The sequence below is a fragment of the Dyadobacter bucti genome, from assembly GCF_005869225.1.
Lineage (GTDB): Bacteria > Bacteroidota > Bacteroidia > Cytophagales > Spirosomataceae > Dyadobacter > Dyadobacter bucti.
On record NZ_SWFP01000005.1, the window covers coordinates 59,229 to 81,558 of the forward strand.

Below are 22,330 nucleotides of genomic sequence, written 5' to 3' on the forward strand. Positions count from 1 at the left end.
AAACCGTCAGGAGTGAAAGTTACAGATCCGTCCGTTGCGATTGTGATTCCCGTTTACAGGCCGGAGTTCACGGAAGCCGAAGAGGCTTCTCTGAAACAATGCATGAACGTGCTTTCTCGCTACCCTGTGAGGATAGTAAAACCGCGTAGCCTGGATTTGAAGTGGGTCGCAGCCGAATATCCGGCTATTGAATTTGTCTCTTTGGACGACGCGTGCTTTTCCGGAATAGAGGCCTACAACAGATTGCTGACATCTTCCGGTTTTTACAAAGTTTTTTCGGAATACGAATTTATCCTCATCTATCAGTTGGATGCTTTTGTTTTCCGGGATGAGCTTAGAGACTGGTGTAAAAAAGGATTCGATTACATCGGCTCACCATCTTTGCATCAGGAGGAATTTGATAGTCTGCCGGCAGGCTCGGGGCAAATTTTTGCGGATGCACTTTCCAGCCGGCGTTTTGTTTTAAACGGAGGCCTTTCGCTTCGCCGGGTTCCGGCTTTTGTACGGTATCTGAAAATTTACGATCTTTTTTATCCTGCCTGGAAAGGAAATGAAGATATGCTTTTTTCGCAGGAAGCCACCCGGCTGATTCCCATGAAACTGTTCATGAAATTACCTACCTGGCAGGAAGCACTGAGATTCTCATTTGAAAAAAGCCCTGCGGCGAGTTTTGCGCTCACAAATAGACAACTACCATTTGCCTGCCATGCCTGGGAACGTTACGATCCCGAATTTTGGTCTTCCTATATTGTTGTAAACCAATAGGTTTCAGAGTTTTAACAATTTTTAACAAACTATGCGGATCGTTTGGGCGTTCTTGCAATTATTTATTAAAAATTAAGATATCCCTTAGTCATGAATTTCAAGTTGCTTTTGGTATTCCTCTGTGTAATTGGATTTTCACTGAATACCAGTTTCGGACAAGTTACTGATAGCCCCAAAGTTGAAGAGCAATCTGCAAGCTATGTGAAGATCCAGCGAGTCGAACTTACGGATAAGTACACGGTTGTTTACCTGGAATTTACGGAAAGAAAAAGCCCTTCGCCCCAATTATACGGGTTTCCGCAAAAGCTTAATCCAGGGTCAAGCCAGATTTGGCTGGATCCTGAAACGAGATTGTATAAACCTGGCGAAACGGACAAAAAATTTAAATTTATAAGAGCAGAAAACATTCCTACCGACCCCACCCGCAAACGTGTCACGCCCGGCGAAACTGTGGAATTCGTAGCTTATTTCGAAAGATTAACGCCGGGAATCGAAGTTTTTGATTTTTATGAAGGCAGAAGTACACAGGGTCAGCAATCTTGGAACTTTTATGGTGTACATATCAAAAATCCTCCTAAAAATCAGCTCAACAAATCAGCCAAACTTGCCCCCAAAGCAGAGGAGCCGATTAAAAAGCCTCTTGAACCCGCTGTGGTTCCGGACACCAGAGAGCCGGAAAATACATCCCCGGAATTTGCAGTAATGAGAGGAACGGTTTATAATGCAAAAACAAAACAACCGATACCAGCCCAGATCGCCTATATAGAAAAAGGCGATTCACTTCAGATCAGATCGTCTTCCGGAAAATACCGTATCGGCCTCGACCCGAAGGAGACTTACGATTTTCGTATAGCCGCAAAAGGATACTACGGTTCGTCATTCAGTGTTTCACCTGCAGATTCGGCGAGCAGGTCGGGTTTCAATCATGACGTTTACCTGACGCCGCTGGCGATAGGCGAAACGATTACGATCCCTAACATTTATTTTGCTACCTCAGAATACACGCTTTTGGCCGAATCCTATCAGGAACTTAACAAGCTTGCCGACATGATGCGCGAAAATCGCGAAATGCAGATCAGAGTGGAGGGCCACACAGACAATGTCGGAGATTTTGATAAAAACCTTGAATTGTCACGGAAAAGGGCAGAAGCAGTTCAAAAATTCCTGATTGAAAAGGGAATTGATGCCGGCAGGATTGAAGCCAAAGGATATGGCGGAACGCGCCCAATCAACAAAGGGACGTCGGCCGAAGAAAAAAGTAAAAACAGAAGAGTGGAATTTGTGATTACGAAAATGTAGTCAGGTATTGTCATGAAAGGCATTTTTGGTCATGAAGTCATTTATAGTCATGAAAGTCATTTGTTGTCACTTTTGGTCAGAAAGTCATTTATTGTCAGGTATGGACTTACACCATTATAACAACAAATGACAATTCCTGACAACCCTTGACTATAAATGACAACCCATGACCATAAATGACCACTCCTGATCAAAAGTGCTTACCTAGCCTTGATGATATTAGTAAACTCCCTTGATTTCAGGGATGCTCCACCTACTAACCCGCCGTCGATATCCGGTGCGGAGAATAATTCAGCTGCGCTGGCAGCTGTTACACTTCCCCCGTAGAGGATGGAAATTTCGTCGGCAAGCTCTGCTCCGTATTTTGAGGCAATGTGCGCACGTAAAGCTGCATGCATTTCCTGAGCTTGTTCGGCGCTGGCGGTCAGACCGGTACCAATTGCCCAGATGGGCTCATAGGCAACAACCACGGAAAGTAATTGCTCCGGTGTAAGATGAAAAAGGCTTTCTGTGATCTGATTTTTCACAAAACCGATATAGTCTTCATTTTGTCTTTGCTGAAGCGATTCTCCGCAGCAAAAGATTGGAGAAACCCCATTTGCCAATGCAGTATTGACTTTTTCGGCCAGTAAAGAATTGGTTTCATTGAAATACTGTCGGCGCTCGCTATGTCCGATCAGCACATATTCCACACCGATAGATTGTAACATCTGGGCGGAAATTTCGCCTGTAAAAGCACCTGATACTTTATCCGAGCAGTTTTGAGCCGCCAGGGCGAAATTGGGGGAATTCTCAATATATTTTTTGATGGTAGTCAGGTAAATGGCTGGCGGGCAAAGGATGATCTTTACGTCGCTCTGTATCTCATCATTGGCCATATTTACAAGCTCCGACGTAAGCGCAACTGCTTCATCCAGAACCTTATTCATTTTCCAATTACCTGCAACTATTTTCTTGCGCATAAAAAATTTTTTATTGTGAAAAAAGGTCATTCTACGCAACAAAATTAGTATAATTTCATCATTTACATTGTTATCAATAAATGTTTGAAAAAATCACAGAAAGTTTGGACATATAAAGAATTTTTTGTGTTTAATCTAGACAAAAAAGAATTAATTTTACTGTAGTTACAGACGAAGCCGATTTGATACTTAGTTTACACAGAAGATAAAAATGGCAATCAAAACATTTATAATCAATGTGTTTGGAATGTTGACATAGTAGTTATCATCAGAATTTAAAGAAAGGAGGCCACGATGAAAACGTCTAAGTGGTTTATACTAGCGATCACACTTTTCACGAGTACCATATCGTCCGCCAAATCGGACGATGTTCCGCCGGTTTCAGAAGAAAAGTATGGTTATTTTCTGGATAAGAATTATAAATCCGCCCGGATACCCTTCGAGCTGCATTCAAACCTGATCCTTTTATATGCGAAAATCAATGACACGGATTCCCTTCGGTTTATCCTGGATACCGGTGTCAGCTCGATTATTATTACCGATCCCTACGTTTTAAAGCCGGACAGGCTGCAGCTGACCCGCAAAGTGAGCCTCACCGGTGCGGGCGAAGGGAAATCCATTTCTGCGCATGTGGCCATCGACAACCGGTTTTCAATGGGGCGCCTGAAAGCCAACCATCAGAATATTGTGGTTCTTGAAGAGGATTTTCTACGGCTGTCCGAGTATGTCGGGGTTCCGGTACATGGTATTTTCGGCTACGAAATATTCAATAATTTCGTTGTCACCATCGATTTTTCGAGAAAGGAACTGATATTGATGCGTCCTGACAAGTATACTTACAAAACCAAAAAAGGAGATAAGCATCCACTTATCATCGAAGATACTAAGCCTTTTACGGATGCGGTCACGCTCTATGCCGATGGCAGGGAACATCCGATCCGCGTACTGATCGACACGGGTGCAGGACATGCTTTACTTTTGAACAATACATCCAAAGAATCCTTCAGGCTTCCGGAAAAGGTGATCCGGGCGCAGTTGGGCCGTGGCTTGAATGGGGTAATCAATGGTAATCTGGGCCGTATAGACAGGCTTCGCCTGGGAAGGTTCGAAATGGACAACATAGTGGCCTCCTTTCCGGATAGCATTGCTTTTGGTTCGAAACTTCATCCGGGGTCGGACCGGCAGGGTAATATTGGCTGTGAGCTTTTGCGGAGGTTCAAAGTAACAATGAATTACCAGGAGCGCTACATGGTGCTTAAACCCATTAGGAGCCGCCTTCGCGAGAAATTTGAACATGATATGAGCGGTATGGAGATACGGGCGGAAGGCCGTGACCTGCATTCTTATTTTGTTAACCATATCCAGGAAGATTCGCCGGCTTCCAAGGCAGGTTTGGAGGAGGGAGATCAGCTCCTGTTTATAGACGATAATGCGGCATCGGACCTGAATGTCAGCGACATATACAAGCTCATGCAACGGGGCGACGGCAAAAATATAGACTTGCTGGTGAAACGTAAAGGGGAGATTTTCTTTACGCAGATTACACTCAAAAGAATGATTTAATTACTTTTAAGTCAAACTAAACTTTGGCTTAATTGGAACGCTTTATTTTAACAGAGGACGGTTCGCATTCTCTGTACAGCCCACAATATAACCAGCAATATCACTCCCTGCAAGGTGCTCTAACAGAATCGGAGCACATTTATATTCAACTGGGACTTTTCCCGATTTTGAGCCAGGCATCTTCTCCCGTTCATGTTTTTGAGATGGGTTTTGGTACCGGGCTCAATGCATTTTTAGCCTGGAAACTGGCGGATCGATTGCAAAAACCGGTCGATTACACCTCGGTTGAGGCCTTTCCCGTTCCCGTAGAAGAAGCGGTTTCACTGAATTATGAAACCCTGACCGGTCAAACTGGTTTTGCCCAACTGCATGAATGTGGTTGGTCCGCCGAGCATCAGCTTTCCGAAAATTTCACGTTTAGGAAAGAAAATGTATATCTTCAAAACTTCCGGTCTGACAAGTTATTTGACGTTGTTTTCTATGATGCTTTTGATCCAAGAGCCCAGCCGGAACTTTGGGTGGAAGAAATTTTCTCACAAATAGCGGCCCAAACCTGCACTGGCGGCGTATTAGTTACATATTCTTCAAAAGGAATTGTAAAGCGTGCACTAAGAGCGGCTGGTTTCAATGTGGAACGTCACAAAGGACCAGGCCGAAAAACGCATGTGCTCAAAGCCATTAAATATTAAACTTTTAAAAATGAGTTTTCAAAGTATTATCAGCCAGGAATTACAGGAAGCACAGCATGTTTTAGACGCTTTTTTGAATGATCCGGTTCAAACAGAAAAAATAGAAAAAGCAGCAACCCTGATGGCAGATGCTATCAAAGCCAACGGAAAGATTATTTCCTGCGGAAACGGGGGCTCTCATTGCGACGCTATGCATTTTGCGGAGGAGCTGACAGGGCGGTACAGAAACAACCGTCGCGCGTTACCCGCCATTGCGATTTCCGATGTCAGCCATTTGAGTTGCGTGGGCAATGATTATGGTTATGAATTTGTGTTCTCAAGATATATGGAGGCATTGGGCCAGCCCGGAGATGTGATGCTTGGGCTGAGTACCAGCGGAAATTCTGCCAATATCATCCGGGCTACCGAAGCTGCAAAGGCAAAAGGAATGAAAATTGTGATCCTTTCGGGCAAGGATGGAGGACAGCTGGCGGGTGTGGCGGATGTTGAAATCCGGGTGGCTCATTTTGGTTATGCCGACAGAATTCAGGAAATACATATCAAAGTGATCCATATTTTTATGTTATTGATAGAAAAAATGGTCATTGCTGAAGTAGAATCGTAGGCGGATGGAATCTTTAGTCATGTCATTTTTAGTCTTGCGTGGTCATGTATTGTTGTTTTAAAGTTTCAAATGCAGACCTGACACCAAGTGACTAAAAATGACCATAAGTGACAATACGTGACTTTTTGATTATCCAAGACTATTGTTATTCTTGCTTCGAAATAATTTCCCACTATAATTTTTTTTCATGAACGTACGTCCATCAGCTATTATTCGGAAAGGCAATTCTGTTTTGACCTTACGTTACAGATATGGGGACACGGATGTATATGCGCTGCCTGGTGGTAATCCGGATCCCGGTGAATGCCTGACTGATGCGCTTGTGCGGGAACTCATGGAAGAATTGGGAGTCCGTGCTCAATTGAAAGGAATGACATTCTGCGGGGAGGTAGTTTGGCAGGAAGTGCAGAAAGAGACTTTGCACATTGTTTTTGCGACTGACATATCGGACCAGATCCCGGATTTAAACCCAGAACAGACAACAGCCCTCGAAATCGTCTGGCTGCCCCTGGGCGAGATGGAATCAAAAATTATGTATCCCAATGTTGGCAAACAAATTGCCGCCTTCTGTTGTAACGAACTCATTCCGGGATACATTGGGGTGATAGACCAGCCCTATATCCGGTAATCCGGTTCCGATTTCTGTATATATACCGTCCTTGCTTCTATAAAACAGAAACAAACCGTATTTTTGCATTTTTAAAAGGCTGACGGGTAAATGGAAAACGAAAAGAAGGAGAAATTATCCAACTTCTTATTAAGACGGACGGAGAAGGAAGTATTGTCAAGAGGACGTTCTATTTACAGCAGTGGCGGTCTAAAGGTTTCGAAACTGGATTACCATGGTTCGGGTAATGCTGAATTTAAGGTCAAAAGTGACTATTCGATCCAGTATTATCAGATCTACATCCGTGATTTTCTTACGCCTCAAATAACAACGGAATGTTCATGTCCTGACAAAAACGGGCTTTGCAAACACCGCGTTGCAGCTATTTTGTATATTCTTGACAAAATGCCGACTATCAAGCAGGTGGTGCACGAAATGAGCAACACGGTGGTCGAGCTACCTGAGATCAAGGATTTCCAGTTGAGAAGCCTTGTGCTGGAAGATACCTGGAAAGCCAAGGATGAACCCCGCCAGGTTGATATAATCTCTGCCAAAGAAGGTGATGCAGAATGCGTAGTTCACGATGGCGGCCAGGATTTTACCGTCAAATTTAGCCGTGTAAAAGGTACCCGACAGATTCAGACTTCCTGTACTTGTGACAAAAAACTATGGGTTCCGCTGTGTGAGCACAAGCTTGCCGCATTGCTGAAACTCCGGGAAGAACTCGGCGAGAGAGCGTTCGAAGTGATGCGCGACCTTACGGTTGAAAAAAATAATTTACTGGCTGAGTACGGTTATACCCTCGACGACCAGATTAAGGACAAGTTTGATTTCAGGCTTGACGAGGACGGTGCCCTGCTGCTCATCAAGCTCGATCCTTCTCTTCAGAAAGTTGGCCCGTACCAGAACTGGGAAGCATTAAGGCAGAGAATTTTGCCGAATCAAAGTATACAGTTTGGCGTAGCAGATGCTGAAAATGCCCAGGACGAGGAGGACAGGATTTCCATATTTGTATTTTGGCCTAAAGGAAAAGACCATTTGCTGGATATGGGTTTCGGGGTGTTTTCGGTAAAATATAATTCGAAATCAGAAAAAATCACCAATATCCGGAACATAGCCGGAGGGTCGAGCCACTATTATTCGGCGGACGAAATTCCCGTTTTGACCGAAGCTGATGCCCGACTTGTAAGGCTGGCAAAACATTGGGAGGAAGGCCTTCAGAAATTTATCCGTAAACAGGGTTGGGCTTATAATGCATATTTACATTTTGATGATGTAAGCTCAGAGCAGCGTTATGAGGCAAGGAATTACGTTGGAAAGCAGCTTAACCGTGTTTTTAACGACCTTGATGGAGAGCGGTTGTACCTGGCCGACGGCGACTATGTAACAAGTCATAACCAGCTTACTCCCCTTGAACTTCATCGCGAACCTGTGAAGGTTTTCTTTGTTCTGACGGAGGATAAGGAATATGTTACACTCAATCCATATGTGGAGCTGATACCCGGAAGTCCGCTGGAATTGCAGAAAGTGGTATCACTGGATAGCTTCTGGCTGGGGCTTCATAATGAAAAAACACTTTTCCGCTGGGCTGGGATCAGTGAAGCCGAAATGGTCGCTTTTCTTGGTCAGACGGGTTATAAAATCAGGGTAAAAAGGGATTTTTCAGAGAGCTTTCTGACCGACTGGATCATGCCGGTTACCGAGCAGTTTGATGTAATTTTTCAAACCCGGCACGCTGTGGAATCCCGGAGCTTGTCTTATCTGAGGCCAAAGATTTATCTCAAAGAGGACGATGCCAATTTGCTTATTGTGCCTTCCTATGTGTATGGGGGCGAAAATGAGGAAAATGAGCTGGAATTTTTTCACGACCAGCGACGCACCAAAGCGGGTTTTGAGAACAATACGATCACAATGCTCGAACGTGATCAGGGAGCTGAGAATGCAGTATGGGAGTGGCTAAGGTCGCTTCGTCCGGAGTTCGCGCATCAATCCGGGCAGCCTTTCTTTTACATTCCTTTTGAGAGTGTCATGAACAGAGGCTGGTTCTTCAACTTTGTTGAGGCGGTTGAAAAAAATAATTACGAATTGCTGGGATTCCGCGACCTTAAAAAGATGCGGTTTAATCCGAATCGCGGAAAAGTTCAGGTTAAAACTTCCTCCGGTATCGACTGGTTTGATATGGAGGTCGAGATCAGTTTTGGAGACCAGCGTGTTTCTTTGGCAGAAGCCAAAAAGGCTTTGCTGAAAAAACAAAACTATGTAACGCTGAAAGACGGTTCGCTGGGGGTGCTTCCCGAGGAATGGATCCAAAAACTGGAACCACTGTTCAAGTTTGGAAGAGTTGACGGCGAGGGGATACATCTGTCTAAAATACATTTTTCCCTTATCGATGAGCTGGTTTCCGAAGTGGATAATGAAGCGGTTTTTCGTGAATTATGGGAGAAAAAGCAAAAGCTGCTGAACTTCAAAGAAATACCTAATGTGCCGCTTCCCCAAAATATCAACGGCACTTTGAGACAATATCAGGAAGAAGGCTATAAATGGATTCATTTTTTGGACGAATTCAGTTGGGGAGGATGCCTTGCGGACGATATGGGATTGGGAAAAACGCTGCAGATGCTGACCTTTATACAGCAACAAAAAAATCTGAATCCGCATTTTACAAATCTGGTCGTTGTTCCTACCACATTGATTTTCAACTGGCAGGCTGAGGCGGCAAAGTTTACGCCGGATCTGAATCTGTATGTGCACCGCGGAATGACCCGGAGGAAGGACATCGGATTTTTCAGGGAATATGATATTATCCTTACCACTTACGGGACTATGCGAAGCGATGTTGAGTTGCTGCGGCAGTTCGATTTTCATTATATTGTTCTGGACGAGGCTCAGGCAATTAAAAATCCAGACTCGCTGACTTCGAAGGCAACAAGGCTGCTACGCGCGGATAACCGCCTCACAATGACTGGTACACCTGTTGAAAACAATACTTTTGACCTGTATTCGCAATTTGAATTTTTGAATCCCGGCATGCTCGGAAACCCGGATTTTTTCCGTACCGAATATGCCACACCCATTGACAAATACCAGGACAAGGAAAAAGCGGAAGAATTGAGAAAACTCGTTTATCCCTTCATGCTGAAACGTACAAAGGAGGAAGTTGCGACGGATTTGCCCGACAAAACTGAAACCATCCTTTTCTGTGAAATGGGTACAAAGCAGCGTAAGGTTTACGATACTTTCCGGGAAAAATACCGCCTGGAAATTGCCGAAAAACTTGCTACCGAGGGTCTTAACAAAAGCAGCTTCCTGATCCTCGAAGCCTTGCTGAAACTTCGTCAGATATGTGATTCTCCATCTATATTGTCGGGCGATGAAGATTACGGAAACGAATCGGCTAAGCTTGAAGAGATTATACGTGAAATCGAAGAAAATGCTTCCAATCATAAAATACTGATTTTTAGCCAGTTCCTGGGAATGCTGGATCTTATCCGTCAGCATTTGGAGCGCGTCAAAATCCCCTATGAATACCTGGACGGCCAGACTGTCGACAGAGCTGGCCGCGTGAATCGCTTCCAGAGTGACCAGACATGCCGGGTATTTCTCATGAGCCTAAAAGCAGGAGGGGTAGGGCTTAACCTTACCGAAGCGGATTATGTATATCTGGTAGATCCCTGGTGGAACCCCGCAGTAGAGCGGCAAGCCATCGACAGGACGCACCGAATTGGTCAAACCCGGAAAGTATTCGCTTATAAAATGATTTGTAAAGATACGATCGAAGAAAAAATCGTATTGCTTCAGCAACGGAAGCAGGACTTAGTAGAAGATCTCGTGGGAGGGGAATCTGGCTTTATTAAAAAACTGAGTCAGGAAGATATAATGGGCCTTTTCAGTTAATTTTCGGTTCGCTCATTTGGTGCGTAATTTCCCAAATTTGTCCCTTTTGACGACACATTCGCCACATTTTCACTGGAGAGGGTAAAGGTATTGAATGTACTATCCAGAGAAGTGAGCTCAACCAGCCGTGCCTTGGTTCCGGTTGGAGCATTAGAATCTGTTCCCTGCAGCTTTTGGTTTGACAGACGGATCTCATTGATGTCTTCCAGCGGCATACTATATATCTTTTCTGCTTTTTCTACCCTTAATGCCTTGTAGCGTGCTTCTTTTTGTGCTATACAAAGCCCTAAAAAGACCGAGGCAATTAATAATGTTTGACGATTTTTCATAAAGAACATGTATAGTTTTTGGTATCCACGATCGGACAACTACACGACAAAGAACAATTTTCAGGCCAATTAGTTGGAACCTTCTAAAATTATTTACCGAAAATTGCCCGATAGTTACTAACGGGGTTGTTCTGGTAAATACTGCCCTACGGGTTAAGTATAGCAGTAAATTCAATTTCGACTAAATAATCAGGAGACACCAGCTTGCTGATCTCATAAATACCGGTCGTTGGCTTAATATCTTTGAAATAAGTCCCGTGGGCCCGGGCAATGTCATCAAAAAGCTGAATGTCGGTCGTGAATATCCGGGTACGGATCACGTCGTTCAGGCTGGCACCTGCTTCTTCCAGTACTTTTGCGATACGCTCGATGATGTTATTGGTTTGTGCAAATGCATCGTCGGCTTTCACTTTCTCGCCGTCAACTATGGCAACAGTACCGGCCACTTCAACGATATTTCCTATGCGTACCGCGCGGCAGTAGCCCATTTTGTCTTCCCAAGGAGAGCCGGAAAGTATATTTTGTCTTGACATAGCAATGATTACTTATTCTAAAAGTACAAATATAGGACTATGCGTACAATTCCAATCCAAGTACTTCATTAAATTAAAACTTAATGCTTCCATTCGGCGAATGGCTAGTTGTTTTCTTCCCAAAGTGCAAATGCAAGCCTGATTTGCCCATAGTCAAACTGTTCGTTGAGCAACTCAAATAAAGGCTTCAAAGGATCGTTTTTGCTAATCTGGATTTCCTGTGCGGCATTTATGATCGTCTTGTATGACTTGTCATCGATCAGTGATTTCAGATCGATTTCATGACCATCTTCCTTTAATTTTATCAAATGTGAAATGATGGTTACGGGGTTCAGATCTCTTTTTTCTGAAATAACTTTTACCGAGTAGCCATTCTTGTAAAGATCCAAAGTTTCAATATAAGTCAACCCTTTGACCACCCTGGTGCCGGGTTTCGTATTTTCTTTTGCAAAAGACAGGATCTCATTGATGAAGGCTTCGCCATATCTCCTGAATTTTTCAGCCCCTACTCCTGAAACGGCCTTCATTTGTGCTTCGGAAATTGGTTTTTTCTGAGCCATCTCGGAAAGGGTAGCATCACTGAAAACTACATATGGAGGAACTGCCAGCGCGTCGGCCATCTGTTTTCGCAACAGACGCAACTGCTCGAAAAGAGCATCCCGTATAATCTCCTGCTTTGGCTTTTCCTTGGGGATAAGTTCTTCTTCCTTGGCTTTGCGTTCGGCCAGGGGGATAAATTTGACAAGTTCTATTTTTCGCTCTCCTTTGAGCACCTGCCGGCTCACCGGATTCAATTTGAAAGCATGTGCCTCATCATAGGCAATATCCATCACACCGGAATTCAAAAGCTGGCTGATGTACTCTGCCCATTCCTCGCCACGGAGCTCGTTCCCTACGCCAAAAGTCGGCAGACGATCATACCCGTGCTGAAGGATATTCCGGTTCCGGCTGCCTCTCAGGATATCGATCAGCATACCCATCGCAACCTTTTGGTCTGTCCGGGCGATACCTGACAGTGCTTTCTGCGCAATGACCGTGGCGTCAAATCTTGTTCTCGGGTTCCTGCATACATCACAATTCCCGCAATCATGGTCAACAGCCTCATTGAAATAGCTAAGCAAAATGCGTCTGCGGCAAATATCTGCCTCGGCATATTGTTTCATGCGGTTCAGCTTGGCATGCAGCAACTCTTTTTGTTCTGCCGACTGGTCCGAATTGTTGATCATATCCTGACGGGTAATGATATCCATATAGCTGTAAAACAACGTTGTGTCTGCCGGTGAGCCGTCCCTTCCGGCGCGACCGATTTCCTGGTAAAAACTTTCCACATTGGAGGGCAGGTTATAATGGATTACCCAGCGCACATTCGATTTATCTATCCCCATACCAAATGCAATGGTAGCCACAATAACCTGAATGTCGTCCCTGAGAAAATGTTCCTGCACCTTTGAACGCTTTTCCGCCGGTAGTCCGGCATGGTAACACTCTGCCCGGAATCCGGCATTTTGCAGGCTTGCGGCGACGGTTTCCGTCCCTTTACGGCTCAGGCAGTAGATGATTCCGGCCTGACCCGTATGTTTGTTGAGAAAGCTTTTAATCTGTTCAATGCGTTTTCTTCCTGGAAGAACATTCAGGCTGAGATTCGGGCGGTCAAAGCTGGCAATGAATGTCTGGGCGTGTTCAATATTGAGTTGCTTCAGGATATCCCGGCGGGTTACCCGGTCGGCGGTAGCAGTGAGCGCGATCACAGGGACATCAGGAAAGCGTTGTTTCAGATTCGTGAGCTGGCGGTATTCAGGCCGGAAGTCGTGCCCCCAGGATGAAATACAATGTGACTCATCGATGGCAAAAAGCCGCACATTCCATTCTCGCAAAAATTCAAAAGTATTACCTGAAAAAAGCCGCTCGGGAGCGATGTAGAGCAATTTCAGTTCGCCGACTTTGGCCTGCCACATCACCCTGTCCTGTTCCGAAGAGGACAAAGTTGAATTGAGGTAAGCAGCGCTGACACCGTTGCCGCGCAGCGCCTCGACCTGATCTTTCATCAGGGCTATCAGAGGGGAAACCACTATTGTAAGGCCTTCGCGAATAATTGCCGGGATCTGGAAACAGACCGACTTTCCGCCTCCGGTGGGCATCAGAACGAGGCAGTCTTCGTTGGCAAGAACGGTATCAATGATCTCCGCCTGCTGCGGACGGAAAGAGTCGTATCCGAAATATTTCTTTAAAGCTTCTAGTTTGTTGTCTGACATTTCAGGTAAGGTATATTGTTCTTTTTTGAATCCGGATATTCATGCAAAAGTAAGTACTCAAAACTGATACATTACCTGCGCTTTTATTTCACTTCGTTTATTTCCCTGTATTTCATTTAACCCCGAGCTGATTTTTTCAAGATTTGAATACCGTGTCTGGGACCATCGCACCCATATTTTCATTTTTTTCGTGATTATATATCTACCCATCAGGTAATGTCTCGTTCCTGCATCATAATAGGCCGGAACTGAGAACGCATAGAGCATATCTTTTTCATAAACGTATTGTCGGCTGTCATAATCGTCAGTTTTAAAATACGCCACGCGAGCGCTCAGTTCTAATTTTTTTAGCTGCCAGGTAATATCCTGGGCAACTGTAAATCCTTTTGATTTAGAAATCTCCACATAAGCCAGATCTCCGTATTGAATTCTTGTGCGCGTTGAAATCTTTAACGGAACATCATATTCTGCGTTAATCGTAAAGGTTCTGCGAACAGATGTTACAAGTGGCAAAGGCGGGAGCTTACTGTCGGGATTGTTACGTTGCTTATGTTTTTCGTGAAACAAGGCATACATATTGAACCGTTTGTTGGGCTTCCATAATAAATGCACATAATAGTCACGTCCGCGGGACGGGGCATCTACCTGGTATTTCAGCCATGGGAATTTGAAACGGTCATAAAAAACGCTGAGTTGCCAGCGGCGGTTAGGAAAATACCTCAACCCAAAATAAGTACCGGACTCATTGATCGGCTTGGTAGCCTCTCCCAGAGAATTTCCATAAAAAGTGTGGAAGTGGCGGGCATAGCCCCTGGCCAGAAACGAGAAGTCGACCGACTTGCCCAGGCTGGCAATTGCGCCGCCAATTCCTCCCAAACCTCCACTCCGTGATCGTCCTCCTTCCCCGAAAAAATGCAGGTTTTGCCATCGGTAATCGCCGTGGATACCCGCAGTCAGATTCTGTTTTCCGGAAAATTCGTAGCGATTGTAAGGGACATCTTTTTTACGGATAGTAGCATTGTATTCGGTATACAAAATCGTAAAACCGATCTGGCCTTTTTGGGATGGCATTTTAAATAGGAGATGCAGACCCGCATTTTGCTCCAAAAGAATATTATGCTTTTCGCGCTCCGTAGGCGTGCGATGATAACCCGAAATCGGCAGGGAAGTGGTAAAAGTACCTTCCGGTGTATCCTCCTGAGTGGCATCTCTTTTAGTCCGGGAATAAAAGCCAGTGATATCAGTATTTTTATTCAGTACCAAAGTCGCAGCCGCACCGCGAAAGAAATTAGCTTCCAGTACAGATGTGTATGGTTTCAGTCCGAGTGTACTGCGGTAGGTTGTTTTGATTACTTCCGAACCTTTGCCCAATGAAAACCCGGCTGCCATGACCAAACCCTGACCAGCCTGCATCTGGTAATCTCCGATAATCAGATTTTTCAATCTGCCCCGGTTCATGATCTGGGCATGAAAAGAAGAAAAATCGGCGCCGTAAACCTGCTGTTTTCGTTTCCAGGTCCAAAGCGTTTCCCCCGCGTCTTTTTCCAGTGTAATCCCGAAACTGAACGACCCGGTACGTGCATTGCGGTATCTCAGGTAACCGTACCAGGGCGGACCTGCGTACCTCGTTCTGGACGTTGAGGTAGAATCAATTTCGGAAAAGCCTTTTTGTTTCTCAATTAATTTACCTGATCGTAACATCAGAAAATGCTGGGTTGGGTTCCGCAGGGATTCAGTAAATGAAAGCGGGCGCGGCTGCACTGTAACGAAGGGTAGCAGCCTGTAAATGGTGTTCAGATCGAAACCGGGGACGGCCTGTAATTCGTAAAGCGAAAGGAATGCACCAAGTTTTTGGCGGTATGCAAATAGTGATCTGAGCTGGGCGTCAGAAAGAATATAGGTAGCCGCCAGTTCATCCTGCGTGACCGTGTTCAGGTCGAGGGGATTGGCATAAAGTTGAAAAAGTGATTCGTATAAATCGGAATAATCGGAGTCTTCGGTCGGGACAGGAAACAAATTTTGGATAAATGCACTGATATCCATTTCCGGCCGGGGAGGCTCCTGACATTGCGCAAAACGCACAATTGAAAATGCCAGAATAAAGGCAGCAAGATTTTTGTGAGCGTATGTAATTTTTAAATGTTTAATCATACGCCCTATATTTTGATGAAGGTTAGAAGGCTTTTAAACTTAAATCCAGACTACGCGCCTGATGCGTCAGGGCACCGCTGGATATTCCGTCCACGCCGGTGAGCGCCACATCACGCAATGTTTTTTCAGTAATATTTCCCGAGGCTTCCGTTTCAAAACGCCCTGCAATCAGTTTTACCGCTTCACGCAGCTTATCCAGCGGGAAATTGTCCAGCATAATGATATCGACCTTTCCCACGCGCAATACCTCCTCCACTTCTTCCAGGTTCCGGGTTTCTATTTCTATTTTCAGGTCTTTTCCAGTGTCTTTCAGATACCTCCTTGCCCCGATAATTGCGGATTCAATGCCTCCTGCATAGTCCACATGATTGTCTTTGAGCATGATCATGTCGTACAGGCCCATCCTGTGATTGACAGCCCCGCCAATTGCCACCGCCATCTTTTCGAACAGGCGGAAATTCGGCGTTGTTTTGCGCGTATCCAGTAATTTAACCGGCAAGTCTTTGATCAGATCGGCCATCTGACGCGCGTAAGTGGCAATTCCACTCATACGTTGCATCGTATTGAGTACCAATCGTTCCGATTGCAGGATCAGCTGCGCATTTCCTTCTACCGTAAATACGATGTCTCCGCTTTTGACGTAGGTTCCGTCAAAAAGTAACACATTAATTTTTAAAGGGGGGTGATTACTGTATGCGGCGGCTTCTTCAAAAATGATTTTTGCCACTTCTACGCCAGCAAGAACGCCGTCCTGTTTCACGAGTAAGTGCGCACGGTTGGTTGCGCTTACGGGTACACTTGAGAGAGAAGACTGATCACCGTCGCCAATATCTTCCAATAATGCGAGACGGATCAGGTTACGCAATTCGTGAGGGTTAGTTTCCATAATATTAGAACGTTTGCTGACGGTACGCCATGTTATATCTGATGGCAATGGAAAAAACATTGGCATCGGCAGCGACCTTAGGATCAACGGAAGTAATTTTTCTGATTAAATAGCGACCATCCAGAAACAGATTGTGGGCCAGGGAATAACTAAGCCTCAGATCTGTAAAAAGCGTCGATGCTTTGATACCCTGCAGGGTTTTCTGGTTCAGGTCGCCTTCGCGGTTCAGGTTGCGTGCGTCGTAGTTTTCCGCAATATTTCCCCCGAAATTCATATAAGGTCCGGAAGTAGGATCTTTTCCCTGATGCGCCAGCATGACAGTGCCGTAAACCGACAGCCTGGGCGTGGCTTTGTAACGCAAAATTCCAATATACTCCCGAAAATTTGCGCCGAGCGGATGCGCAAGCGCTTGTCCGTAATGCATGTAGTTCCTGCCGCCGTCTTTGTGCGAATAGGTATACGGTCGTACCATATTGTATTCGGCCTGAAGATCAAGATTGGGAATCCCGAAAGCATCCACATATTTTCCGCCCAGCTGCAGACTGTACTTGTTCGTCCAGGATTTGCTTCCGTTGAACAGGTATTTGGTAAGGAATTCGTCCAGAACAAATTGACCGTAAACAGACGCCTTTTTACCGATCAGCCACCGGAAATCAAATCCCAGCAAAGCATTATCCTGGCTTCCGATATAGGATTCAACATAACGGTAAAAAATAATCGGGTTGAGATAATTAAGATCGTAGCCTCCGCCAACCGTGTCGCGGTTAAAAACCTCTGCCTCGAAAATACCGAAGTTGAACCTATCTGAAAGATTGATACTCAGATGGTGGATAGCTGCAAACTTTTTGCCCCTCAGATTTTCCCTCCATGCACTGCCCTCCGAATTGATCATGCTCGTCCAGAGATTGGTATAACGGAAACGCCCCAGCTGGGTGTCGAGTCTTAGAAAGAGATACGGACTGCTGTTGTCTGAGAGAATAAGAGACCGGTAGCCGCTTCCGAAAACATTGTAATCGTGACCAAACTTTACATTGATACTCTTAAGAGGCTTAAAAGTGATGTATCCCCGGGCAGATAAAAAATCGACTCCTGAGGTATCCTTACCGGTTAATTTTGCTAATCCTTCTCCCGGAAAGCTGTATTCCGGACTAAAATTTCTTACATATCTTGGAAAACGTCCCTGGTTGTCGGAAACGAATGTGTAAAATCCGAGCTTTTCGTTGATCATTCCCCTGATTTCGATCCCTCTTCCGGTAAGCCACAAGCGTGAATTGTAATTGTCATCCTTGCCAATAAAATTATTGGTAGTGAAATTAAAATGAAGGTCAAGGTCTTTATTATGAACGCTGTAAAGATCGGCGGGGTGGTCGAAGAATTTTCTTTTTTTGCCCGCGGGCGGCGATTTAAACCAGCCTAGCCTGGCCAGTTTATTATATTGAGCCGAGTCCGTCGACGTCATTCCTTGGGTCCATTCCCAGCTGTCCTCCCTCAGATAATCGATAATTTCCCAATCGCGGCGCGTAAGGTCTACTGTGCCTTCTTTTAATATGGAATCCGTAAGAGCTACAACTGCTTTTCTTTCGAACGGTTTTACATTTGAATGAAAACCGTCAGAAAACTTTCCTCTCTTGATTTCAAGCCTATCTATAAGGTGGTAATAATCGTCGTTAAATGGGATAAAAGAACTTTGAGCACAGGTATATGACAAGGATATGAGTACAATAAACGATATTCTCAAAAAATGGGTAAATCCTTGGTACATAGGCAAAAAAAATCTACTATTCACACAAGTTGAGCTTTTGCGGATAATTTTTCGAATAAGAGTTCCAAATTACGTCAATGAATTTGTATTATCTTGCATGGAGCAGTTTAAAATACTTTCAAACTTATGTTTTTACTTTCCCAAAAACCTTCTATTGCTGATCATTATCTGGCAGAATTGCGCGACGTAAATCAACAAGGCGACCGGATGAGGTTTCGCCGGAACATGGAGCGGATGGGAGAGTTGCTGGCTTACGAAATTTCCAAAAGCCTTACCTATAAGTCAGAAAAAGTAGAAACCCCGCTTGGGCAGGCTTCGTCCAGGTCAGTTCTTCAGCCTGTTGTCCTTGCTACCATTTTAAGGGCGGGATTACCTTTTCACCAGGGTTTTTTGAACATATTTGACAAAGCCGACAATGCTTTTGTCGGCGCCTACCGCGGGCATCATATCAATGCGGAAGAAGAATTCGAAGTAGAAATGGACTATATCACAAGTCCGGATCTTACGGGAAAAATACTTATCCTGGTTGATCCCATGCTGGCCACGGGCCGGTCTCTGGAAAAAGTTTACCATGCTTTGCTGCGTTTCGGGATTCCCTATCAAACCCACATTGCGTCGGTGATCGCAAGTCCGGAAGGCGTGGATTTTTTGCAGAAGAGAATGCCGCACTGCCGGCTGTGGCTGGGCGCGGTGGATCAGAAACTAAACGAGCAATATTACATTGTTCCAGGCCTGGGCGATGCCGGAGACCTGGCTTATGGAGAGAAATAACAATGTGGCTTCTCAGTTCAGCAGTTCGTCGAAGGTAATAGACACGTAATAGGTTGAACCGACATTAGGACTTCCAAAGGCCTGGAAATAGGATTTTCCCAGCAGGTTAGTCGCACCCAGCTTTACGATAGATTTGATCGCAGAAAATTTCATGCTGACCTGAGCATCCAGATTACTGATCGCGGGGACCTTAGTATTTGAAAAAATAGGCACGCCGGTAGATGTAGGAATGATGAAGCTTGATTCGGCCAGAAACCCTTGTTGGTAGCGGTATACCACATTGAAACCCAAAGAACTTGTACTACCGATTCGCCTGCCGAAGTTAAGATTGTAGCGGTATTTGGGTGTATTAAATTGCGAAAACTGCACCTCGGGGGAAGGTTTGAAATCACTCAATACATTGTTGGCCACATTCCCTCCGACATTGAAACCTTTTGGCAGGGCATAATTCAGACCAACCGCAAATCCCCTTGTGGTAATTACCTCCGACGTATTCACCGTTCTTGCATAACCATTGTAATTTCCAACACCAATACCTGATTCTATCGGAAGGCCTGGCGCTGCGGCAGCCGTAGGGACTACAATTACCGTTCCGCCCAGGAGATTGTGGTATTTGCTGACATAATAATACGCATCCACGAATAATCTTTTCGCTATAACTCCTTTGTAACCAATTTCATAAGAAGCAATTCTTTCCGGTTTCATTTTTGTGGCCTCATACTTCGGCAGTTTTCCCAACGCATAAGCCTGAGCAAGGTCGGGTACAAGGCCAGGGACCTGCGCTGCAAGAATCCCCGGCAGCTGTGCAGCGAGCACGCCCGGCAGATTTTGGTTTACGCCAGCAACGATAGCCGCCTGTATGGCCTCGGGTGTATTAGGGATCTGGCCGGCAGCTACTGCCTGGTTGACCCCTGCAGTAACTTGTTGTGTAACCACCTGTGTGATCTGAATCGTTGCCTGCTGTGTTACGGCGGCTTTTGCATAGTTGGTCGCGCTTTCAATGATAGACGGATCGCTCGCGATCACCTGCCCGATAGCGGCTTCGGATAAGTTTTGCCTTAATATGCCCCTCGACAAATTGTAACGAGCATCAAATTCCGGTAAACCGCCTACAAGCGTACCAGAAGGTGTGCTGAGGTCGATATACTGGTTTTGGGTAGTAGGAATGCGGAAACCGGTTTGATACGAGAGCCGGATATTTTGCTCTCCGAAGGATGTTACAGCAGAAACTCGTGGTGTAAACTGACCGTCAAAATTTTCATTCTTGTCGTATCGGATCGACCCTGTCAGTTTCAAATGGTTGGTAAAAAGGTTCTTCCCTGCCTGAACGAAAGCACCAAATTCATTGATCGGAATTTTCCCGTTTCTTCCTTCTTTGGTATCCGCAAATAATGTTCCGGCAGACCTTAGCTGATACTGGCGGAAATTGGCACCTGCCAGTAATTCCACAAACCGGATCTCATTTTTGAAGTTGTAAAAACCCTCAAAATGATAAAGCATGGTTTTATCATTAAAACCACTTCCTCCATCTACAATGGCCATATCCCGGTATTTATTGAGCAATTGGTTAAAGGCAGGTGAACCTGGGACAGGCATATCCTTGTCTGCTGTCTGGCGGGCGGCAAGGTGAGCCTGCGCTTCGGCGATCCCTGCACTTCGTGCGGCTGCAAATGCCCCTACATATTCCCCGAACCAGGTTGCGTTTGGTTTGGCCTCATTCAGCATGGACACAGCTGCCAGGCCCGCCAGATAAGTTTTGCCGGAACGTTCCTGCGTAGTGTAGGCCCGCAAAGTAAAATTGTCACCGCGCAGTTCAAGCTTGGCCTGGGTGAGGTTAAAATTACGAAGGGCGTACCGGCCAACGGCAGTGTAAACGGTTGTTCCGAAGCCATAATTGACCTGTGCGATCGCTTCTATTTTTTCATTGATACGATAATGCAGCGCTGCACTGGATTTAAATGATTTGGTATTATAGTCTACAAGATCTTTTTCGCGGTATCCCGTGCGGCTCACGAAAGTGTTTGGTACCAGCGAAACCGCATCGCCGGGAATGAGATTGTTTGCAGCTAGGCTTTTTGCGACGGCATTGATATTGGTCTGAATTTCATCTCCGTACACATTAGTGCCGTCGTAATCCAGGTTAGTCCCTATTCCGCGGTTAGGGTCCGGGCTGCCCCCCACGTTCAGGTTCGTATAGTTGGTAGCTTCCCAGTCTTTGGCTGTGATGTATGACAGGTTGGCTTTAAATGCAAATTTATTGTTAAAGGCTTTGGCATAGCGGACGAGGCCTTCTATAAACGGCGTGGTAGCTTTTGACCGGCCGGACTCGTGCATGATACCCGATTTTACACTTGCGCTAAGTCCCTGATATAAAAACGGGCTTTTGCTGTTCATCAGAATAAGCCCGTTTACAGCATTCGGGCCGTAAAGTGCCGATGCTGCTCCTGGCAGTATTTCAACACTTTCTACATCCAGCTCGGACATTCCGATAAGGTTGTCCAGCGGGAAATTCAGGCCCGGTGCCTGGTTGTCCATTCCGTCTATCAGCTGAACGGTACGCGGGTTACCGGTGGCACTGAAGCCGCGCATGTTGACGGATTTGAATAAAAAACCCTGAGTAGCCATGTCAATTCCTTTGAGATTGTACAGGGCATCATAGAAATTTGAAGCCGGCGAATCCCTGATTCCCCGGATATCCAGCTTCTCGATAGCTACGGGTGATTTAAGTACACTTTCTTCTACACGCGATGCAGATACAACCAGCTCTTTTCCCAAAACAGGCTGCTCGGCCAGCTCGACCTCCAACTGTGATAATCCCCCTGCTATCTCTTTTTCCTGTGTCTGAAAACCGACGGAAGAAACAATAATCGTGAACGGAGGGGTGGACATTGTGTTGAAGGCGAATTCGCCGTTTGAGCCCGTAATGGTACCGGTCACTTTTCCTTTAATCTGTATGCTGACACCGATCAAAGGTTCGCCTGAGGAAGCCTCCACAACTTTTCCGCGAATAGTAACCTGAGAAAAAGCCCAGGAGCTCATAAACATCAGAAATAAAGCAGAAAAGTATTTTTTTAAGGTAAAATTTTTAGTCATAGATCATGGCGGTTAGCTTATACAGCAAGTTAACTCAATAAATTTTTATGTTCTATTTTTTCTTCTAATCATTAAAAAATAATATCTGCATAACGGGTGTAAATTGGGTGTTTAGCAAGATTAAATCTTTCAGAGGCATATAGTGTGGCTTTTTAGGCGAATTCCGGCCA

16 protein-coding genes are annotated in these 22,330 nt (G+C 45.2%); 8 read left to right on the plus strand and 8 right to left on the minus strand.

The genetic code is table 11. The features are described from left to right. The first annotated feature begins 12 nt into the window (after nucleotides 1–12). Entirely contained in the window at nucleotides 13–765 is a 753-nt protein-coding gene (locus FBF61_RS16950) for a DUF5672 family protein (RefSeq protein ID WP_138479370.1), read from the plus strand. A gap of 90 nt (nucleotides 766–855) precedes the next feature. After that, on the plus strand, nucleotides 856–2,064 hold the full coding sequence (locus tag FBF61_RS16955; RefSeq protein WP_138479372.1) for an OmpA family protein: 1,209 nt from the start codon (nucleotides 856–858) through the stop codon (nucleotides 2,062–2,064). Between the two features lie 200 nt (nucleotides 2,065–2,264). Here FBF61_RS16955 and tpiA read toward each other — a convergent pair whose 3' ends face one another. Then, entirely contained in the window at nucleotides 2,265–3,026 is a 762-nt protein-coding gene (gene tpiA, locus FBF61_RS16960; protein WP_138479374.1) for a triose-phosphate isomerase, read from the minus strand. 294 nt (nucleotides 3,027–3,320) lie between these two features. Between tpiA and FBF61_RS16965 the strand changes: the two genes are divergently transcribed. The 5 genes from FBF61_RS16965 to FBF61_RS16985 all read left to right on the plus strand — a co-directional run bounded on the left by FBF61_RS16965 (nucleotide 3,321) and on the right by FBF61_RS16985 (nucleotide 10,383). After that, nucleotides 3,321–4,589, plus strand: a complete 1,269-nt coding sequence (locus tag FBF61_RS16965; RefSeq protein ID WP_138479376.1) for an aspartyl protease family protein — start codon at nucleotides 3,321–3,323, stop codon at nucleotides 4,587–4,589. A 32-nt stretch (nucleotides 4,590–4,621) separates the two neighbouring features. After that, a complete protein-coding gene (gene mnmC2, locus FBF61_RS16970) occupies nucleotides 4,622–5,278 on the plus strand; it encodes a tRNA (5-methylaminomethyl-2-thiouridine)(34)-methyltransferase MnmC2 (protein ID WP_138479378.1) in 657 nt (218 codons plus the stop codon). Nucleotides 5,279–5,288: 10 nt separating this feature from the next. Next, the gene (gene lpcA, locus FBF61_RS16975) at nucleotides 5,289–5,882 is read left to right on the plus strand and encodes a D-sedoheptulose 7-phosphate isomerase (protein ID WP_138479380.1); all 594 of its coding nucleotides are present in this window, start codon (nucleotides 5,289–5,291) and stop codon (nucleotides 5,880–5,882) included. 187 nt (nucleotides 5,883–6,069) lie between these two features. After that, nucleotides 6,070–6,510 carry an NUDIX domain-containing protein gene (locus FBF61_RS16980; protein WP_138479383.1) on the plus strand — a complete coding sequence of 147 codons (441 nt, stop codon included), beginning with the start codon at nucleotides 6,070–6,072 and terminating at the stop codon, nucleotides 6,508–6,510. 90 nt (nucleotides 6,511–6,600) lie between these two features. Then, nucleotides 6,601–10,383: a DEAD/DEAH box helicase gene (locus FBF61_RS16985; RefSeq protein WP_138479385.1), complete on the plus strand. Its 3,783-nt coding sequence runs from the start codon at nucleotides 6,601–6,603 to the stop codon at nucleotides 10,381–10,383. On the opposite strand, the gene FBF61_RS16990 is transcribed toward FBF61_RS16985, so the two are convergent. The 6 genes from FBF61_RS16990 to FBF61_RS17015 all read right to left on the minus strand — a co-directional run bounded on the left by FBF61_RS16990 (nucleotide 10,380) and on the right by FBF61_RS17015 (nucleotide 18,296). Beyond that, complete coding sequence (locus tag FBF61_RS16990; protein WP_138479398.1) at nucleotides 10,380–10,712, minus strand: hypothetical protein; 333 nt, start codon at nucleotides 10,710–10,712, stop codon at nucleotides 10,380–10,382. The genes FBF61_RS16985 and FBF61_RS16990 overlap by 4 nt on opposite strands. 146 nt (nucleotides 10,713–10,858) lie before the next feature. Continuing rightward, the gene (locus FBF61_RS16995; RefSeq protein WP_138479400.1) at nucleotides 10,859–11,245 is read right to left on the minus strand and encodes a RidA family protein; all 387 of its coding nucleotides are present in this window, start codon (nucleotides 11,243–11,245) and stop codon (nucleotides 10,859–10,861) included. A gap of 104 nt (nucleotides 11,246–11,349) precedes the next feature. Next, a complete protein-coding gene (recQ, locus tag FBF61_RS17000; protein ID WP_138479403.1) occupies nucleotides 11,350–13,497 on the minus strand; it encodes a DNA helicase RecQ in 2,148 nt (715 codons plus the stop codon). Nucleotides 13,498–13,554: 57 nt separating this feature from the next. Next, complete coding sequence (locus FBF61_RS17005; RefSeq protein ID WP_138479405.1) at nucleotides 13,555–15,648, minus strand: ComEA family DNA-binding protein; 2,094 nt, start codon at nucleotides 15,646–15,648, stop codon at nucleotides 13,555–13,557. A 22-nt stretch (nucleotides 15,649–15,670) separates the two neighbouring features. Beyond that, nucleotides 15,671–16,534, minus strand: coding sequence for a carboxylating nicotinate-nucleotide diphosphorylase (nadC, locus tag FBF61_RS17010; protein ID WP_138479407.1), 864 nt, complete (start codon nucleotides 16,532–16,534; stop codon nucleotides 15,671–15,673). Between the two features lie 4 nt (nucleotides 16,535–16,538). Next, the gene (locus FBF61_RS17015; protein WP_138479409.1) at nucleotides 16,539–18,296 is read right to left on the minus strand and encodes a capsule assembly Wzi family protein; all 1,758 of its coding nucleotides are present in this window, start codon (nucleotides 18,294–18,296) and stop codon (nucleotides 16,539–16,541) included. Nucleotides 18,297–18,422: 126 nt separating this feature from the next. Between FBF61_RS17015 and upp the strand changes: the two genes are divergently transcribed. Continuing rightward, nucleotides 18,423–19,067, plus strand: coding sequence for a uracil phosphoribosyltransferase (upp, locus tag FBF61_RS17020; RefSeq protein WP_138479411.1), 645 nt, complete (start codon nucleotides 18,423–18,425; stop codon nucleotides 19,065–19,067). Nucleotides 19,068–19,079: 12 nt separating this feature from the next. Here upp and FBF61_RS17025 read toward each other — a convergent pair whose 3' ends face one another. Next, complete coding sequence (locus tag FBF61_RS17025; protein ID WP_229215096.1) at nucleotides 19,080–22,160, minus strand: TonB-dependent receptor; 3,081 nt, start codon at nucleotides 22,158–22,160, stop codon at nucleotides 19,080–19,082. Between the last annotated feature and the right edge of the window lie 170 nt (nucleotides 22,161–22,330).

Excerpts from the sequence above, each read along its gene's own strand:
- FBF61_RS16980 (WP_138479383.1), top strand. The coding sequence starts at position 6,070 with ATGAACGTACGTCCATCAGCTATTATTCGGAAAGGCAATTCTGTTTTG.
- FBF61_RS17025 (WP_229215096.1), bottom strand. The coding sequence starts at position 22,160 with ATGACTAAAAATTTTACCTTAAAAAAATACTTTTCTGCTTTATTTCTG.
- FBF61_RS16955 (WP_138479372.1), top strand. The coding sequence starts at position 856 with ATGAATTTCAAGTTGCTTTTGGTATTCCTCTGTGTAATTGGATTTTCA.
- FBF61_RS17005 (WP_138479405.1), bottom strand. The coding sequence starts at position 15,648 with ATGATTAAACATTTAAAAATTACATACGCTCACAAAAATCTTGCTGCC.
- recQ (WP_138479403.1), bottom strand. The coding sequence starts at position 13,497 with ATGTCAGACAACAAACTAGAAGCTTTAAAGAAATATTTCGGATACGAC.
- lpcA (WP_138479380.1), top strand. The coding sequence starts at position 5,289 with ATGAGTTTTCAAAGTATTATCAGCCAGGAATTACAGGAAGCACAGCAT.
- nadC (WP_138479407.1), bottom strand. The coding sequence starts at position 16,534 with ATGGAAACTAACCCTCACGAATTGCGTAACCTGATCCGTCTCGCATTA.
- FBF61_RS17015 (WP_138479409.1), bottom strand. The coding sequence starts at position 18,296 with ATGTACCAAGGATTTACCCATTTTTTGAGAATATCGTTTATTGTACTC.
- upp (WP_138479411.1), top strand. The coding sequence starts at position 18,423 with ATGTTTTTACTTTCCCAAAAACCTTCTATTGCTGATCATTATCTGGCA.
- FBF61_RS16985 (WP_138479385.1), top strand. The coding sequence starts at position 6,601 with ATGGAAAACGAAAAGAAGGAGAAATTATCCAACTTCTTATTAAGACGG.
- FBF61_RS16990 (WP_138479398.1), bottom strand. The coding sequence starts at position 10,712 with ATGAAAAATCGTCAAACATTATTAATTGCCTCGGTCTTTTTAGGGCTT.
- FBF61_RS16965 (WP_138479376.1), top strand. The coding sequence starts at position 3,321 with ATGAAAACGTCTAAGTGGTTTATACTAGCGATCACACTTTTCACGAGT.
- FBF61_RS16995 (WP_138479400.1), bottom strand. The coding sequence starts at position 11,245 with ATGTCAAGACAAAATATACTTTCCGGCTCTCCTTGGGAAGACAAAATG.
- tpiA (WP_138479374.1), bottom strand. The coding sequence starts at position 3,026 with ATGCGCAAGAAAATAGTTGCAGGTAATTGGAAAATGAATAAGGTTCTG.